Annotated in this window: 12 protein-coding genes; 10 read left to right on the forward strand and 2 right to left on the reverse strand. The window is 75.9% G+C overall.

The window, feature by feature from the left end; translation table 11 throughout:
* Positions 1–57 precede the first annotated feature (57 nt).
* From ACVWNX_RS28885 to ACVWNX_RS28895, 3 genes are all read left to right on the forward strand, one after another.
* Entirely contained in the window at positions 58–1227 is a 1170-nt protein-coding gene (locus ACVWNX_RS28885) for a glycerophosphodiester phosphodiesterase (protein ID WP_454411123.1), read from the forward strand.
* Positions 1228–1543: 316 nt separating this feature from the next.
* Positions 1544–2080 (forward strand): sigma-70 family RNA polymerase sigma factor, encoded by a 537-nt coding sequence (locus ACVWNX_RS28890; RefSeq protein WP_454411124.1) that lies wholly within the window; start codon positions 1544–1546, stop codon positions 2078–2080.
* A 37-nt stretch (positions 2081–2117) separates the two neighbouring features.
* Positions 2118–2618, forward strand: coding sequence for a GNAT family N-acetyltransferase (locus ACVWNX_RS28895; protein ID WP_454411125.1), 501 nt, complete (start codon positions 2118–2120; stop codon positions 2616–2618).
* 57 nt (positions 2619–2675) lie between these two features.
* Here ACVWNX_RS28895 and ACVWNX_RS28900 read toward each other — a convergent pair whose 3' ends face one another.
* On the reverse strand, positions 2676–3119 hold the full coding sequence (locus ACVWNX_RS28900) for a hypothetical protein (RefSeq protein ID WP_454411126.1): 444 nt from the start codon (positions 3117–3119) through the stop codon (positions 2676–2678).
* Position 3120: 1 nt separating this feature from the next.
* A complete protein-coding gene (locus ACVWNX_RS28905; RefSeq protein ID WP_454411127.1) occupies positions 3121–3480 on the reverse strand; it encodes a hypothetical protein in 360 nt (119 codons plus the stop codon).
* A 593-nt stretch (positions 3481–4073) separates the two neighbouring features.
* Between ACVWNX_RS28905 and ACVWNX_RS28910 the strand changes: the two genes are divergently transcribed.
* From ACVWNX_RS28910 to cobT, 7 genes are all read left to right on the forward strand, one after another.
* Complete coding sequence (locus ACVWNX_RS28910; RefSeq protein WP_454411128.1) at positions 4074–5114, forward strand: methionine ABC transporter ATP-binding protein; 1041 nt, start codon at positions 4074–4076, stop codon at positions 5112–5114.
* The gene (locus tag ACVWNX_RS28915) at positions 5111–5875 is read left to right on the forward strand and encodes a methionine ABC transporter permease (protein WP_454411129.1); all 765 of its coding nucleotides are present in this window, start codon (positions 5111–5113) and stop codon (positions 5873–5875) included. Before ACVWNX_RS28910 ends, ACVWNX_RS28915 begins: the two co-directional genes overlap by 4 nt.
* A 119-nt stretch (positions 5876–5994) precedes the next feature.
* A complete protein-coding gene (locus ACVWNX_RS28920) occupies positions 5995–6825 on the forward strand; it encodes a MetQ/NlpA family ABC transporter substrate-binding protein (RefSeq protein WP_454411130.1) in 831 nt (276 codons plus the stop codon).
* 150 nt (positions 6826–6975) lie between these two features.
* Positions 6976–7803, forward strand: coding sequence for a MetQ/NlpA family ABC transporter substrate-binding protein (locus tag ACVWNX_RS28925; RefSeq protein ID WP_454411131.1), 828 nt, complete (start codon positions 6976–6978; stop codon positions 7801–7803).
* Between the two features lie 173 nt (positions 7804–7976).
* Positions 7977–8618: a GNAT family N-acetyltransferase gene (locus ACVWNX_RS28930; protein ID WP_454411132.1), complete on the forward strand. Its 642-nt coding sequence runs from the start codon at positions 7977–7979 to the stop codon at positions 8616–8618.
* Between the two features lie 356 nt (positions 8619–8974).
* Entirely contained in the window at positions 8975–10180 is a 1206-nt protein-coding gene (gene cbiE, locus ACVWNX_RS28935; protein WP_454411133.1) for a precorrin-6y C5,15-methyltransferase (decarboxylating) subunit CbiE, read from the forward strand.
* A gap of 382 nt (positions 10181–10562) precedes the next feature.
* Complete coding sequence (cobT, locus tag ACVWNX_RS28940) at positions 10563–15656, forward strand: nicotinate-nucleotide--dimethylbenzimidazole phosphoribosyltransferase (RefSeq protein WP_454411134.1); 5094 nt, start codon at positions 10563–10565, stop codon at positions 15654–15656.
* Positions 15657–15889 lie beyond the last annotated feature (233 nt).

The following is a 15889-nucleotide window of genomic DNA, read 5'->3' on the forward strand; positions in this document are numbered from 1 at the left end:
CCGCGACGGCCACGCACAGCGGAGCGCGCCGCGTCGGCGCCCCGGGAGGGAGCACACATGGGCACGTCCGGAGGACGGGACACCACCCGGGACCAGCGGCGCGGTCCGGGACGCCGCGCGCTGTTCGGCGCCGCCACCGCCGCCGGGACGGTCGTGGCCCTGGGCGCGGGGGCCGCGGCCGCCGCCCCGGCGGGCCGTCCGGGCGGCGGGCGGGGGCTGCCGGTGCCCGCCGTCATCGCGCACCGGGGCGCCAGCGGCCACCGGCCCGAACACACCCTCGGCGCCTACCGGCTCGCCCTCGACCTCGGCGCCGACGTCATCGAGCAGGACGTCGTCCCGACGAGGGACGGCCATCTGGTCTGCCGTCACGAGAACGAGATCGGCGGCACCACGGACGTCGCCGACCACCCCCGGTTCGCGGACCGCCGCACCACGAAGACCGTCGACGGGGTCCGGGTCGCCGGCTGGTTCACCGAGGACTTCACCCTCGCCGAACTGCGGACCCTGCGGGCCGTCGAACGCATCCCGGCCAACCGCCCCCACAACACCCTCTACGACGGCCGCTGGCGGGTGCCCACCCTGGAGGAGGTGCTCCAGTGGGCCGACCGGGCGGGCCGGGACCGGGGCCGACCGGTCTGGCTGCACATCGAGACCAAGCACCCCACCTACTTCCGGGGGCTCGGCCTCCCGCTGGAGGAACCCCTCGCCCGGCTGCTGCGCCGGTACGACCGCCACCGCCGCTCCTCGCCCGCCTTCGTCCAGTCCTTCGAACCGGGCAGCGTCCAGCGCCTCGCCCGCCTCGTGGACACCCCCGGCGTCGTCCTGCTGTCCGCGCCCTCCTCCCGGCCCTGGGACTTCGTCGTCGGCGGTGACCCGCGCACCACCGCCGATCTGATCCGGCCCGGGGGCCTGGAGTGGATCGCGGACTTCGCCCGGGGCATCGGCCCCGCCCTCGACCTGGTCATCCCCCGGGGCCCGGACGGCCGCCTCACCGAACCGACGGACCTGGTCGCCGACGCCCACCGCGCCGGACTGCTCGTCCACCCCTACACCCTGCGCAACGAGAACCCGTTCCTGCCCGCCGAGTACCGCCGGGGCACCGCGTCCGACCGCTACGGGGACGCCTTCGGCGCGTACCGCCGCTATCTGGCGACCGGGATCGACGGCGTCTTCACCGACCACCCCGACACCGTCCTCCTCGCCCGCGCCGACCTGGACGCGGACTGACCCGCTGGCCGGGTCCCCCGACACGGACTGACCTGGTGGGTTGGTGCCCCGGCACGGACTGACCCGGCGGGCCGGTCCCCCGACACGGACTGACCCGCCGAGCCCGGGTGACCCGGCACGGACCGATCCGGTGGCCCGGCGGGGACCGCCCCCGGCGCTGACCGGATCCGGTACCCCCAGGCTCCGCGCGGCCCACCGCGCGGCGGCCCCCGCGTCAACCGCCGTCCGCGTCAACCCCCGCCCCGTGCCGTCCCCCGCACGGCTGAACCACCGCCCGGCCCGGCAACCCCGCGCCGGGCGGTGGCGTTCCGGCCACATGAGCCATCCCTTACCTCCGTCGCTGCCGCCCCCGCTGGACGCCCTCACCCCGCTGCTCGCCCACGCGGTCGCCGTCGAGGAGACCCGCTCCGGAGCCGAGTCCGACGACCTCGGCCAGGAGGTCTGGCTGCGGCTGCTGGAACGGCTGGCGTCCAGCGGACCGCCCCCCGACCCGGTCCGCTGGCTGCGCGCCGCCGCCCGGTCCGAGGCGCTCCGCAGCCACCGCGCGGCCCGCCGCGAACTGCCCTGCGGGACCCGGCTGCCCGCCGCCCGCCAACCGGACCCGGAGGAACTGGCCCTGCTCGCGGACCGGGACCGCGCCCTGCGCGCCGCCGTCCGCAGGCTCCCGGCGCGCTGCCGGGGGCTGGTGACGGCCTTTCTGTCGCCGGAGCATCCGACCTACCGCGAAATCGCAGGAGCGTTGGGTATCTCACAGGGAAGTCTGGGGCCGGAACGTTCCCGATGCCTGGGATGTCTGCGCAGAATGCTCGCGGCGGAGGTTGCGGTTCCTGACCCGTGGGGAAAGGAGCGTTAGACAACCGGTGGAGCGGGTGAGCAGGAGGCATGCGCACATGGGCATGAGCGTGACCATCTCCGTGGCGGCCGAGCGGGACGCCGAACAGATCCTCAAGTTGCAGTACCTGTGCTATCAGAGCGAGGCGGAGCTCTACGGCGACTACTCCATCGAACCGCTCACCCAGACGCTGGCCTCCGTCCAGACGGAACTGGCCACCGGACTGGTCCTGGTCGCCCGGCTCGGCGACGAGGTCGTGGCGTCGGTGCGCGGCGCGCTCGACGCGGAGGGCGTCGCCCGGATCGGCAAGCTCATCGTCCATCCCCGGATGCGCAGCCACGGCCTCGGCGGACGGCTGCTCGCGGCGATCGAGGAGCGGCTGGGCGCGGCGGGCACGGCCACCCGCTTCGAACTCTTCACCGGCAACCGCTCCGACCGCAATCTGCGGCTGTACCGCAAGCACGGGTACGCGCCCGTCGGCACCCGGCGGATCGACGAGCGGGTCACGGTGGTCACCCTCACCAAGCACACGGGCGGCGTGCTCACCACCACGGCCTGACGCCCGGGCGGGTCCGGTGCGCGGAACCCCCGCACCGGACCCGCCCGGGAGGGTCGCTCAGGAGGCGGGTTCCGCGTCCGGCGCGGCGCGGTGACCGCGCAGCCAGTACATCGCGGTCAGCGGCAGCAGCACCGGGATGAACAGATAGCCCATCCCGTACTCGGACCACACCGTGGTGTCGGGGAAGGCGGAGGGGTCGAGCAGCGTCCAGGTGCCCACGACGAGCACCCCGGCGAGTTCCGCCGCGCAGCACACCAGCGCGGCCCGGCGCGCCCGCTCGCCGCCGCGCACCAGCGAGTACGTGATGAAGCCGTAGACGAGCCCGGCGACCGCGGAGAGCGCGTACGCCAGCGGGGCCCGGCCGAAGTCCGTGCTGATCTGCACCGCCGAGCGCGAGACCGCGCCGACCACCATCACCCCGTACAGCCACAGCAGCAGGGTGCCCGGTCCGCTGATCAGCTTCCGGCGCCCGCCCGGGGCGTCCTGTCCGGTCACCGTCACCTCAGCCTCCCCAGATGTCGTAGAGCCGCACCTGGAGCACCGCGAGCACCACGCCGCCCGCCGCCACGGTCACCGAGCCCCACCGGGTGCGCTCCGCGAGGGAGAGGAAGGCCGCGGCGGGGACGCAGGTCGCGGACCCGATCAGATAGCCCACGAAGATCGCGGTGCCCTTCTCCGGCTTCTCCCCGCGCGCGAGCTGGACGATCCCGACCACCAGCTGCACGACCGCGAGCAGCGAGACCACGGCCATCCCGATGAAGTGCCAGTCCTTCGTCGGCTGGTCGCGGTACGCGGCGAAACCGCACCAGGCGGCGAGCGCGAGCGCCGCCACCGCGGTCGCGATCGTCAGTGCAGCAAGCATGCGGCCGACCCTATTACGCGCCCGACCCCGCCCGGGCGCCGCCCCCGCCCGGCCCGGCCGTGTCGGAACCGGGCCGGGCGGCGGCCGGTTCCCCGGTCCGTGGCCTTGGCCACAGTCGCGGGGGAGGGGCGGGGGCTCCCCGGGGGTGCCGGAGTGCCCCCTGGGCCCCGTAGCGGCTGGTGACGGGCGGGTGTGCGGGTGTTGGCGGGGGTACGCGGCGGTGTCCGGGGATTGTCCAAAACTGTCCGCTATACGGACAGTGGGGGTGGACAGCGCCGGGACGTCTGCTTTACTTGCCGACATGACCACGACGAGCAGCCGCACCCTTGCGACCGAGGCGATGATGACGCCCGGTGCTGCTTGTATGTGTCGAATGCGCGCCTTCTGAGGGCCCCCGCACCGCCTGGCCTCGCGCCCCGAAGCGAGACCGCCGAGCCGCGTCCCCCGACCTGACCGTCGAACGGACCCGCCGCCCGAGCGCACGTTCTCCCCCGCGTCACCACCACTCCGGGAACCGTGCCGCGTTCCGAAGAAGAATGCCCCGTGCCCGGCGCCCCACCACGGCGCCCGCACTCGACAGTGACGGAATCCCAGTGATCACCACCCAGGGCCTCACCAAGGTCTACCGTTCGCGCGGACGCGAGGTCACCGCCCTCGACGGCGTCGACCTCCACGTACGCGAAGGAGAGGTGTACGGCGTCATCGGCCAGAGCGGCGCCGGGAAGTCCTCCCTCATCCGCTGCGTCAACCTCCTGGAGCGCCCCACCGCCGGAACCGTGACCGTGGACGGCCGGGACCTCACCGCCCTCGCCGGACGCGGACCCCGCGCGGGCCGTGCCCTGCGCGAGGCGCGCAGCCGGATCGGCATGGTCTTCCAGCACTTCAACCTGCTGTCCACGCGCACCGTCCAGGACAACGTCGAACTGCCGCTGGAGATCCTCGGCGTCTCCGGCCGGGAGCGCTCCCGCAAGGCGCTGGAGCTGCTCGACCTGGTCGGCCTCGGGGACAAGGCCCGCGCCTACCCCGCCCAGCTCTCCGGCGGACAGAAGCAGCGGGTGGGCATCGCCCGCGCGCTCGCCGGGGACCCCAAGGTCCTGCTCTCCGACGAGGCGACCAGCGCGCTCGACCCGGAGACCACCCGCGCCATCCTCCAGCTGCTGCGCGACCTCAACCGCCAGCTCGGCCTCACCGTCCTGCTCATCACCCACGAGATGGACGTGGTCAAGTCGGTCTGCGACTCCGCCGCCCTGATGGAGGACGGCCGGGTCGTGGAGTCCGGGACGGTCGGCGAGCTGCTGGGCACCCCCGGATCCGAACTCGCCGCCGCGCTCTTCCCGGTCAGCGGGGACGCCACCGGCCCGGACCGGACGGTCGTGGACGTCACCTTCCACGGCGAGGCGGCCACCCGGCCCGTCATCTCCCAGCTGTCCCGCACGTACAACATCGACATCTCGATCCTGGGCGCCGCGATGGACACCGTCGCGGGCAAGCAGGTCGGCCGGATGCGCATCGAGCTGCCCGGCCGCTACGAGGACAACGTGGTGCCCGTGGGCTTCCTGCGCGAGCAGGGCCTCCAGGTGGACGTCGTCGACCGGACCCCGTCGTCCGCCCTGGTGAAGGAAGGTTCCCGGTGAACTGGTCGGAGATGGCTCCGCTGCTGGAGCAGGCGTGTTGGGACACCCTCTACATGGTCGGCTGGTCCACCCTGGCCGCCGTCGCGGGCGGGCTGCCCCTCGGGATCCTCCTGGTCCTCACCGACCGGGGCGGCCTCCTCCAGAACACCCTGGTGAACAAGGTCATCGGGCAGGTCGTCAACGTCGCCCGCTCGATGCCGTTCATCATCCTGATGGTCGCCCTGATGGGCTTCACCCGGACGATCACCGGAACGACCATCGGCCGGGAGGCCGCCATCGTCCCGCTGGCGATCGGCGCGATCCCGTTCTTCGCCCGGCTGGTGGAGACCGCCGTCCGGGAGGTGGACGGCGGACTGGTGGAGGCCGTGCAGGCGATGGGCGGCAACACCTGGACCGTGGTCCGCAAGGTGCTCGTCCCCGAGTCGCTGCCCTCGCTGATCTCCAGCGCCACCACCACCGTGGTCGCCCTCATCGGCTACAGCGCGATGGCCGGGACCGTCGGCGCCGGAGGACTGGGCGACATCGCCATCCGCTACGGCTACCAGCGCTTCGAGACCGAACTGATGTGGATCACCGTGGCGGTCCTCGCCGTCGTGATCTCCGTCATCCAGTTCGCCGGCGACTTCGCCGCCCGCTCCCTGCACCGCAGGACGGGCCGGGCCGGAGCCGGGCCCCGGCTGCGCTTCCTGCGGGCGGCCCCGCCGCCCGTCGGCGGAGCGGCGCCCGCCAAGGCCGAACTCGACCCCCTCAAGGTCCCCTGACCGGGAGACCTTCCCCGAACCTCGCCGACGCGGCGGCCCCCGGCCGCCCCGCCGGTGGACCCCACGCGTCCCGCGCACACCGCCGGGACCGGTACCACCCATGGAGAAAGGCACTTTTCGTGCGTAACACCGCCAAGATCACCACCGCTGTCCTCGCCACCGGAGCGCTCACCCTCGGGCTCACCGCCTGCGGCTCGGACAAGGACTCCGCCGGCACCGACGGACCGCTGCGGGTCGCCGCGACCGCCACCCCGCAGGGCGAGATCCTCGCCTACATCAAGGACAAGCTGGCCGCCAAGGAGGACCTGGAGCTGGAGGTCAAGGAGTTCACGGAGTACGTGACCCCCAACACCGCCGTCCAGGAGGGCGAGCTCGACGCCAACTACTTCCAGCACAAGCCGTACCTGGACGACTTCAACAAGAAGAAGGGCACCGACATCGTGCCCGTCCCGGACGCCACGGTCCACCTGGAGCCGCTCGGCCTCTACTCCAAGAACGTCAAGGACCTCGCGGACCTCAAGAAGGGCGCCGTCATAGCGGTCCCCAACGACACCACCAACGAGGCCCGCGCCCTCCAGCTGCTCGCCGCCCACGGCGTCATCGAGCTGAAGGAGGGCGCCGGATTCGCGGCGACCCCCAAGGACATCACCGCGAACCCGAAGGACATCACCTTCGAGGAGCTGGAGGCCCCGCACCTGCCCCGCGCCCTCGCGGACGTGGACGCCGCGGTGATCAACGGCAACTACGCGCTGGAGGCCGACCTCAGCCCCGCCAAGGACGCCCTCGTCGCGGAGAAGGCCGACGGCAACCCGTACGGCAACTTCCTCGCGGTCAAGAAGGGCGACGAGGACGACCCCCGGGTCAAGAAGCTCGCCAAGCTGCTGACCTCGCCCGAGGTGAAGAAGTTCATCGAGGACACCTACGACGGCGCCGTCATCCCGGCCTTCTGAGCCCGCTGACGGCCCCGCGCCGCGGGCCGGACGGCCCCCGCGCCGCCCACCCCGCGCCCCGGCCCTCCGCCCCGGTTCCCCGACCGGGCGGACGGCTCTGACCGGGGGACGGTCCCCGTCCCCCTCGTACGTCCCCGGAGAACCACCCCCATGCGCACCACCCGCACCCTCACCGCCCTGGCGGCCGGGACCGCGCTCGCCGTCGCCCTGACGGCCTGCGGTTCCGGCCCGTCCGGCGACGACGGCGACGGCCCCCTGGTCGTCGGCGTCACCCCCGTCCCCGCCGGCGAGGTGCTCGCCCACGTCAAGGCCGAGCTGGCCGCCGACGCGGGCCTCGAACTGGAGATCAAGGAGTTCCAGGACTACGTCCTGCCGAACACCGCCCTCCAGGAGGGCTCGCTCGACGCCAACCTGTACCAGCACCAGCCGTACCTCAAGGACTTCAACGAGTCCAAGGACACCGACCTCGTCGCCGTCACCGAGGTGTACCTGCCCCCCATGGGCGTGTACTCCAAGGAGGTCAAGGACGTCGCGGACCTCAAGAAGGGCGCCGTCGTAGCGGTTCCCAACGACACCACCAACGAGGGCCGCGCCCTCCGGCTCCTCGCCGACCGGGGGATCATCGGACTGAAGGCGGACGCGGGCCCCGACGCCAGCCCTGCCGACATCACCGACAACCCCAGGAAGCTCGTCTTCCGGTCGCTCGACCCGGCGCAGCTGCCGCGCTCCCTCGACGACGTCGGCGCCGCGGTCATCAACAACAACTACGCCCTCGACGCGGACCTCAGCCCCAAGAAGGACGCGATCCTCCTGGAGAGCGCCGAGGACAACCCGTACACCAACGTCCTCGCCGTCAAGAAGGGCGACGAGGACGACCCCCGGGTCAAGAAGCTCGCGAAGCTGCTCACCTCCCCCGAGGTCGCCGCCTTCATCGAGAAGACCTACCAGGGGTCCGTCCTGCCCGCCGGGCGGGGCTGAGCCCCCGCGCCCGGGGCGCCGCGGCCACCGCTCCGCACCGCCCCGGGCGCACCTCCCGGCACCACGGGTCCCACCCTCCCGTGGCGCCCCGTGGTGCGTTCCCGCGTCCCGATGCTGCATGCTGGTCCACTCAGCAACAGACCTGCAGGTTCCTGAAGGTGACGGAGCGACGCATGACGACCACCTTTCCCGACATCTCCCTCAGCACGGAACGGTTGGTCCTCCGCCCCTTCGAGGAGGCGGACGTCCCGGCCCTCACCGAGATGATGAACGACGAGCTCGTCGTCGCCTGGGCCACCGCTCCCCATCCGTACACCGAGGACGACGCCCGGGCCTGGGTCGCCGAGGGCGCCCCGGCCGCCCGCGTCTCCGGTCACGGCATCGTCTTCGCGGTCACCGAGTTCCTCACCCAGCGCCTGGTCGGCACCGTCCGGCTGCGCGCCGCCGACTGGCGGGTCCGCTCGGCCGAACTCGCCTGTGCGATCGCCCCCTGGGCCCGTGGCGAGGGCTACGCCTGCGAGGCCGCGCTGGCCACCGCCGGATGGCTCTTCCGCGACCAGAAGTTCGAGCGCCTGGAGTTGCGCACGGCCGCCGCCAACACCGCCGCCCAGCAGGTCGCCCAGAAGATCGGCTGCATCAGCGAGGGCGTCCTGCGCGGCGCCTGGATAGCGCGGGCCCGGACCGAGGACGGCGGCTGGACCGACCAGCGCACCGACCTCATCGTGTGGAGCCTGCTCCCCGAGGACCTGGAGGGCGCCGGAGAGCAGTTCGCGGGCGCCGACGCGTACACGGCCTTCACCGACGACTGGAACTGACCCCTCCCTGACCGTCCGCTCCCGCGCCGACCGCCCCGGACCGCCCCGACCGAGCCGGAGCCGCCCACCGGACCGCGGGGCCACCGGGCCGCCACCCGGGCCGCCACGCCGCCGGACGACCCGGACACCGGGCTCCACGGCCGTCGGCCGGACCTCGGTCACCGGGGCGCGCGCGCCGCCCCCACCCGGTACGCTCACGATGCCCGTGCGCGTGGCGCGCCCCCGCGCCCGGGTGTTCCGCGCGCCCTCCCGCGCGCTCCGGCCCCCGGCCGTCGGCGCGCCCGCCCCGCGTGTTCCGCCGCCCTCCGCCCCGGGCCCCTCTCGCCCCCTCTCGACCCCCCTGGAGACTGACGACGATGGCCGACCGGGTCACGGTGATCGGCTGGGACGGCTCACCGCTGCCCGCCGCGGCGCGCTCGGCGCTCGCGGCGGCGACCCTGGTCGCCGGGGCGGCCCACCACCTCGCCTTCCCCGAGGTGCCCCTGCGCGCCGAACGCGTCCGGCTGGGCAGCGTCGCCCTGGCCGCCCGGCGGATCGCCTCCCACCGGGGCACCGCCGTCGTCCTCGCCGACGGCGACCCCGGCTTCTTCGGGGTCGTCCGCGCCCTGCGCGACCCCGAGTTGGGGCTGGAGGTCGAGGTCGTCCCCGCCACCTCCGCCGTCGCCCGCGCCTTCGCCCGGGCCGGGATGCCCTGGGACGACGCGGAGGTCGTGGTCGCCCACCGCCGCACCCTGCGCCGCGCCGTCAACGTCTGCCGCGCCCACACCAAGGTCGCCGTCCTCACCTCCCCCGGCGCGGGCCCCGCCGAACTCGGGCTCCTCCTCGACGGAGTCCACCGCACCTTCGTCATCTGCGAGGAACTCGGCACCGACCGCGAACGCGTCACCGTCGTCACCTCCGACAAGGCCGCCGACCACACCTGGCGCGACCCCAACGTCGTCCTCTCCATCGGCGGCGCCGCCGCGCCCGAGCCCGGCTGGATCGCCGGACGCGCCCCCGGGACCGGCCCGCGCGGCTGGGCCCTGCCCGCCGACGTCTACGGACACGGGCTGCGGGAGAGCGAGAACGACCGGCTGCGCGCCGCCCAACTCGCCCGGCTCGGACCGCGCGTGGGCGACCTCGTGTGGGACATCGGCTGCGCCAGCGGGGCCTTCGCCGTCGAGGCCGCCCGGTTCGGCGCCGCCGTGATCGCCGTCGACCAGTACCCGGACAACTGCGCCCGCGCCGCCGCCACCGCCCGCCGCTTCGGCGTCCAGCTCCAGACCGTCCACGGCCGGGCCCCGCACGTCCTCGAAAGCCTGCCCGAACCGGACGTCGTCCGGGTCGGCGGCGGGGGAGCGGCCGTGGTCTCCGCCGTCGCCGACCGCCGTCCCGGCCGGATCGTCACCCACGCGGCCACCCGGGATACGGCCGAACGGGTCGGACGCGATCTGGCCGAGCACGGTTACGAGGTCGAGTGCGCCCTGCTCCAGTCGGTGGAACTCGACACCCGGGCCTGGACGGAACGGGAGCGGACGGTCGGCTTCCTGCTCTCCGGACACCTCCCCGACCGCGCCCCCTGAGCGTTGTGACGGCCCGCGCGGGGTAGGCTGGCCGATCGTTCGTACCGCACCGGACCGATGGCTCATTCATAGCCCAATGTCCAGAAAGGTCGCCCGTTTTGGGTGGACTGCGGTACGACGGCGACTCAGGACGCGCGACGTGGCGTAGTCCACAGAAGGCCGTTCCGGAACCACGTGCCGAGGCGGGGGCCAACCGGGACAATGCCTTCAGCCGATGTCACCGACGGGCCCGACGCCCGCGGGCGCCGTCGGCACCGGCACGTGCCGCGCGGCGCGTCCGCTCGTTCTCCGGACGGGCGGACCGGCGAGTCCGGCCCGGGCGGGCCGTACCGGCGGGGGCCGGAACGGTCGAGGAAGCACTACCGATGGGCGAGGGGTACGCATGACCGACACCGGCCGGACTTCGGACGAGGCACAGCCGGACCACCCCGGCGGGGGCACCGCGGCCGCGTCCGTCCGGCGCCGGACGGCACCGGACGGCTCCCCGGACCCCGACGGGCCCCACGAGGACGACCAGCTGCTGATGCCCGGCGCCCAGGGCGCCTGGAGCGACGGCCGGGGCGTCTCCGTCACCGCGGCCGCCCGGGCCATCGACGCCTACCCGCCCGTGGTCCACACCACTGGCGCCGCCCCCGCCGCCCCCCGGCCCGCCGGGACCCCCGCACCACAGGGCCACCCCGTTCCCGCCGCACCGGCCCAGGCCGTTCCTGTCGCCCAGCCCCACGCGGTTTCTCCCGCCCGGCCCGACCCCGTTTCCCCCACCCCGCCCAACCCAGCTCCCCCCACCCCGCCGAGCCCGACCGTGTCCGCTGGGCCCGCCCCCGTCCTCTCGGTGCCCACCTCGCTGGAGACACCGGACGACGACGAGCCCCCCAACCCGTACGAGGCCGACGCACCCGTGACCGCCGAACCCCCCGCCCCCACCCCCGCCACCGAGGTGCCCGCGCCGACCGGCCCCCCCGTTCCGGGAGAGTTCCCGGTCGCCGCGCCCGGGGCCACGGCCTCCGAGCCCGGCCCGCACGAGACGGGCGGCCGGGACGGCTCCGTCGCCCCCGAGCCGTCCGACGCCCGCGCGCCCGGCGCGCACCCGGTCCCCGGCCAGTCCGGCGGCCCCGCCCGCCGTCCCCTGCACGCCGCGCCGCCCACCCCGGACACCGCCTCCGGCCCGGTGCGCTCGCTCGCCGACCGGGGGCCCGCCGGCAGCGGTCGCCGCTCCGCCGTCCGGGTCCGCCGTCCGAACCCGCAGCCCGCGCGGCCGACCGTCCCCGAGACGGCCCCGCCGGTCGCGGAGCCGCTGCCCGGACCCCAGCTCGCGGAGATCCCGCCGCAGGCCGGAGCCCCCTGGGGCGCGCCGCCCGCGCAGGGCGCGCCGACGGCCGCCGACCCCGCCGCCCAGCCGTTCCCGCCCGCTCCGCAGGCCACCACCGCCGTCCCCACGATGGACGGCGCCCAGGTCCCGGCGTCCCCCGCCGACACCGGCTCGATGCCCGCCCCCGGAGCGGAACACCCCGCCCCCGTCCAGCCGCTGCCCGTGTCCACGGACGCCCCGGGCGCCGTTCTCACGGACGGCCGCGGCGTGCGGGTGGACCTTCCCCAGCAGCAGACCGCCCCCCAGGGACGGACGGCCACCCCGCCCGCCGGGGTCACCGTCCCGCCCGTGCCCGCCCCGGACGCCGCGCTGGCCGCCGTGGCCCGGGCGACCGGCGCCCTGCCGCTCCAGGACGCGGCCCCGGTGGGCGAGTTCGTCCCCGTCGAGGGCTCCGTCCCCACCACGCCGCACCTGGCGCCCACTCCGCCGCACGCGCTGGTCCTGCCGCCCGACCCGACCGCGCCCGTCGCCGCGCCGCAGCGGCCCGTACCGGCCGGGGCGTCCACCGCGACGTCCGTCCAGGACCCGGCGGCCGCGCCGGTGGAGTCCGGTCCCGTACCGTCCGGGGCGCCGGTCCCGTCCGACGCGCCGGAAGTGGCCGACGGGGCGGAGGAGGTCCCGGGCGACGGCCCGGCCGGGCCGTCCGCTCCGGCGGTCGTCTCCGCGCCGGAGCCCGCCGGGGCCACCGCCCCCGAGGCCCCCGCCGCGTCCCCGGAGCCTGCTGAGGCACCTGAGGCACCTGAGGCACCTGAGGCACCTGAGGCACCTGAGGCGGCCGGGGTGCCCGAGACGGCGGAGGCGTCCGCCGAGGCGGCATCCGTGGGGGAGGCGCCCGCCGTTCCCGCTGCCCAGGCCCCCGAGGCGTCGGCCGCTCCGGCCGCCCCCGAGGAGCCGTCCGGGGTCGCCGGACCGACGGCTGTCGCCGCCGAACCCGTTGCCGGACCCGTCGTCGACGCGGCCGTGGCCGTGGCCGGGACCCCGGACCTGTCCGCGCCCGCCGAGGCCGAGCCGTCCGGCACCGGCCCGGTGGAGGCGGTCACCCCCGCCGAGACGACCGGAACCGAGGCCCCGGCGGTCACCGGGGAAACCCCCGGGGACGCGCCCGTGCCGACGGCCGGACCGTCCGCCGCCGAGCCCGCCGAGCCCGCCGAGCCCGCCGAGCCGTCCGCCCCGGAGGCCGCCGCCCCCGTCGTGACGGAGGCCCCGGTCGTGGACGGAGCCCTGCCCGCCGAGGCCGCCGCCGTCCCCGTCGCGGAGACGGCCCCCGACGCCGGGACCGTTCCCGCCCCGGCCCAGGCCGCCCCGGCCCAGGCCACCCCGGCCCAGGCCGCCCCGGGCGAGGCCGCGCCGACCGCTGACCCCGCCCCGGCGCAGGACCAGGCCACCGTCCCGGCGCAGACCCAGGCCGCCCCCGGTCCGGACGCATCCGGTGCCGGTGAGCCGTCCCCCGCCGAGGGTGCCGCCGTTCCCGCCGCCGATCCGGTGGACGGGAACGGGACGGGTCCGGAGGAAGCCCCCGCTGCCCCCGGGACCGAGGACGGGACCCCCACCGCCCAGGACGTCCAGCAGGCCCCGGCCGCGCCGGAGTCCACCGGGGCCACGGGCCCGGCCGCCGCCCCGGAGCCCGGCACCGTGACCCCCGGTACCGGGGAGCCCCAGGCCGGGACCCCGGAAACCCCCGGGGCCGGGACGCCTCAGGCCACCGCTCCCGAAGCGGTGACGCCGGAGGCCGTGGCGCCCGAGGCCACCACCGGGCCGGGAGCCCAGGCCCCCGCCGCCGAGGCCGCCGCCGAGGCCCCGGCCACGACGGACACCCCGGTGGTCCCGGACGCCCCCGAGGCCCCCGCCGCGCCCGAAGCCCAGGACACGCCCCAGGCCGCCGCCACGACGGAGCCGGAAGCCGCCGCCCCGGCGGCCTCCGAGGCCCAGGCCCAGGCCGGGGCCGTGCCGGAGGCCGTCCACCCCGAGGGCGCCCCGGTCGTCCCCGCCGCTGTCCCGGTCACCGAGACGGCTGCGGCTCCGGCGACGGCCCAGGAGGCGAATCCGGAGACCGCCCAGGGCACCGACCAGCAGGCCGGCCCGGTGACGGACCCGCAGGCGCACTCGGAGGCCGACCCCGAGGCGGAAGCCCCCGCCCAGACCCCGGACGGCCTGCCCACCCACGCCGACGACGATCCCGTCGGAACGTCCGAGGCGACGGAGGCGGCCACCGTCACGGTCACCGTCCCGCGTCCGGACTCCGACACCCCGGGGACCCCGGAGGCCCCCGCAGCCGCCGGGGACGCGCCCGCGACCGAGGCCACCGCACCGTCCGGCGCCGACGCCGTGGACGGCACCGCCGCCCCGGCCGCCGTGGCGGAGGAACCGGCCCGTCCGGCCGCCGCCCCCGGCTACGACGAGGCGGAGCGCGAGGCCGTGCTGCGCGTCATGCGGGAGCGCCGGGACATCCGCAACGGCTTCCGCCCCGACCCCATCCCGCACGAGGTGCTGCTGCGCGTCCTGGAGGCCGCGCACACCGCCCCGTCCGTCGGGCACTCCCAGCCCTGGGACTTCGTGGTCATCCGCTCCGAGGAGACCCGGCGCACCATGCACGAGATGGCGACCCGCCAGCGGGACGCCTACGCGAAGTCGCTGCCGAAGGGCCGGGCCAAGCAGTTCAAGGAGATGAAGGTCGAGGCGATCCTCGACACCCCGGTGAACATCGTGGTCACCGCCGACCCGACCCGGGGCGGCCGTCACACCCTGGGCCGTCACACCCAGCCGCAGATGGCCCCCTACTCCTCGGCGCTCGCCGTGGAGAACCTCTGGCTCGCGGCCCGCGCCGAGGGCCTCGGGGTCGGCTGGGTCAGCTTCTTCGACGAGCGCGAACTGGTGCGCGCCCTCGACCTCCCCGAGCACCTGGAGGTCGTCGCCTACCTGTGCGTCGGATACGTGGACGAGTTCCCCGAGGACCCCGAGCTGGTGCGGGCCGGATGGTCCAAGCGCCGCCCGCTGTCCTGGGTCGTCCACGAGGAGACCTACGGACGGCGCGTGCTGCCCGGGGCCGAGCCGCACGACCTGCTCTCGGAGACCGTCGCCGGAATCCGCCCGCTGGACGCCAAGGCGCTCGGCGAGGCGTGGGACCGGCAGAAGCGGATGACCAAGCCCGCCGGGGCGCTCGGCATGCTGGAGATCATCGCCGCGCAGCTCAGCGGCCTCTCCCGGACCTGCCCCCCGCCCGTCCCGGAGCCCGCCGCCGTGGCGATCTTCGCCGGTGACCACGGCGTGCACGCCCAGGGCGTCACCCCGTGGCCGCAGGAGGTCACCGCCCAGATGGTCGCCAACTTCCTGGGCGGCGGCGCGGTCTGCAACGCGTTCGCCCAGCAGGTCGGCGCCGAGGTCTGCGTCGTCGACGTCGGGGTCGCGGCCGAGCTGCCCGCCACCCCCGGGCTGCTGCCGCGCAAGGTCCGCGCCGGGACCGCCGACATGACCACCGGACCCGCGCTCACCCGCGAGGAGGTCACCTCGGCCATCGAGGTCGGCATCGAGACCGCCCGCGACCTGGTGGCGGCGGGCAACAAGGCGCTGCTGACCGGGGAGATGGGCATCGCCAACACCACCGCGTCGGCCGCCCTGATCTCCGTCTACACCGGGGCCGACCCGGCGGAGGTCACCGGCCGGGGCACCGGCATCAACGACGAGACGCTGGCCCGCAAGACGGACGTGGTGCGCCGCGCCCTCGAACTGCACCGGCCCGACCCGGCCGACCCCATCGGGGTGCTGGCGGCGGTCGGCGGCCTGGAGCACGCCGCGCTGGTCGGCCTGGTGCTGGGGGCCGCCTCGCTGCGGACCCCGGTCATCCTGGACGGCGTCAGCACGGGCGCGGCGGCGCTGGTCGCCCGGGCCATCGCCCCCGAGGCGCTGGCGGCCTGCATCGCGGGCCACCGCAGCGCCGAGCCGGGCCACGTCGCCGCCCTCAACACCCTGGGACTGCGCCCCCTGGTCGATCTCGACCTCCGGCTCGGCGAGGGCACGGGCGCGCTGCTGGCGCTGCCACTGGTGCAGAGCGCGGCCCGGGCCATGCACGAGGTGGCGACCTTCGACTCCGCCGGGGTCACCGAGAAGTAGCGCGTCCCCTGAAGGGGGAGCGGAGCACCACCCGGCCGGGCGTCCACGGGCGCCCGGCCGGGTGACGCTCCGGCCCGCCGCTCGGGCGCCGACGCTCCGGGACGGCCCCGGCCGCGCCCGTGACCAGCGGAACCGTATCGTTGACGGGCGGGAAACCCCGCCCGCGCACCACCGCACGCCCGGGCCCGGGCGATCCCCCACCGTCCGGAACAGTCCGCCGCTCCACCGTCGCA

The sequence above is a fragment of the Streptomyces sp. JNUCC 64 genome, from assembly GCF_054484115.1.

Coding starts and splice junctions, on each gene's coding strand:
- ACVWNX_RS28885 (WP_454411123.1), top strand. CDS start 58: ATGGGCACGTCCGGAGGACGGGACACCACCCGGGACCAGCGGCGCGGT.
- ACVWNX_RS28890 (WP_454411124.1), top strand. CDS start 1,544: ATGAGCCATCCCTTACCTCCGTCGCTGCCGCCCCCGCTGGACGCCCTC.
- ACVWNX_RS28895 (WP_454411125.1), top strand. CDS start 2,118: ATGGGCATGAGCGTGACCATCTCCGTGGCGGCCGAGCGGGACGCCGAA.
- ACVWNX_RS28905 (WP_454411127.1), bottom strand. CDS start 3,480: ATGCTTGCTGCACTGACGATCGCGACCGCGGTGGCGGCGCTCGCGCTC.
- ACVWNX_RS28925 (WP_454411131.1), top strand. CDS start 6,976: ATGCGCACCACCCGCACCCTCACCGCCCTGGCGGCCGGGACCGCGCTC.
- ACVWNX_RS28930 (WP_454411132.1), top strand. CDS start 7,977: ATGACGACCACCTTTCCCGACATCTCCCTCAGCACGGAACGGTTGGTC.
- cbiE (WP_454411133.1), top strand. CDS start 8,975: ATGGCCGACCGGGTCACGGTGATCGGCTGGGACGGCTCACCGCTGCCC.
- cobT (WP_454411134.1), top strand. CDS start 10,563: ATGACCGACACCGGCCGGACTTCGGACGAGGCACAGCCGGACCACCCC.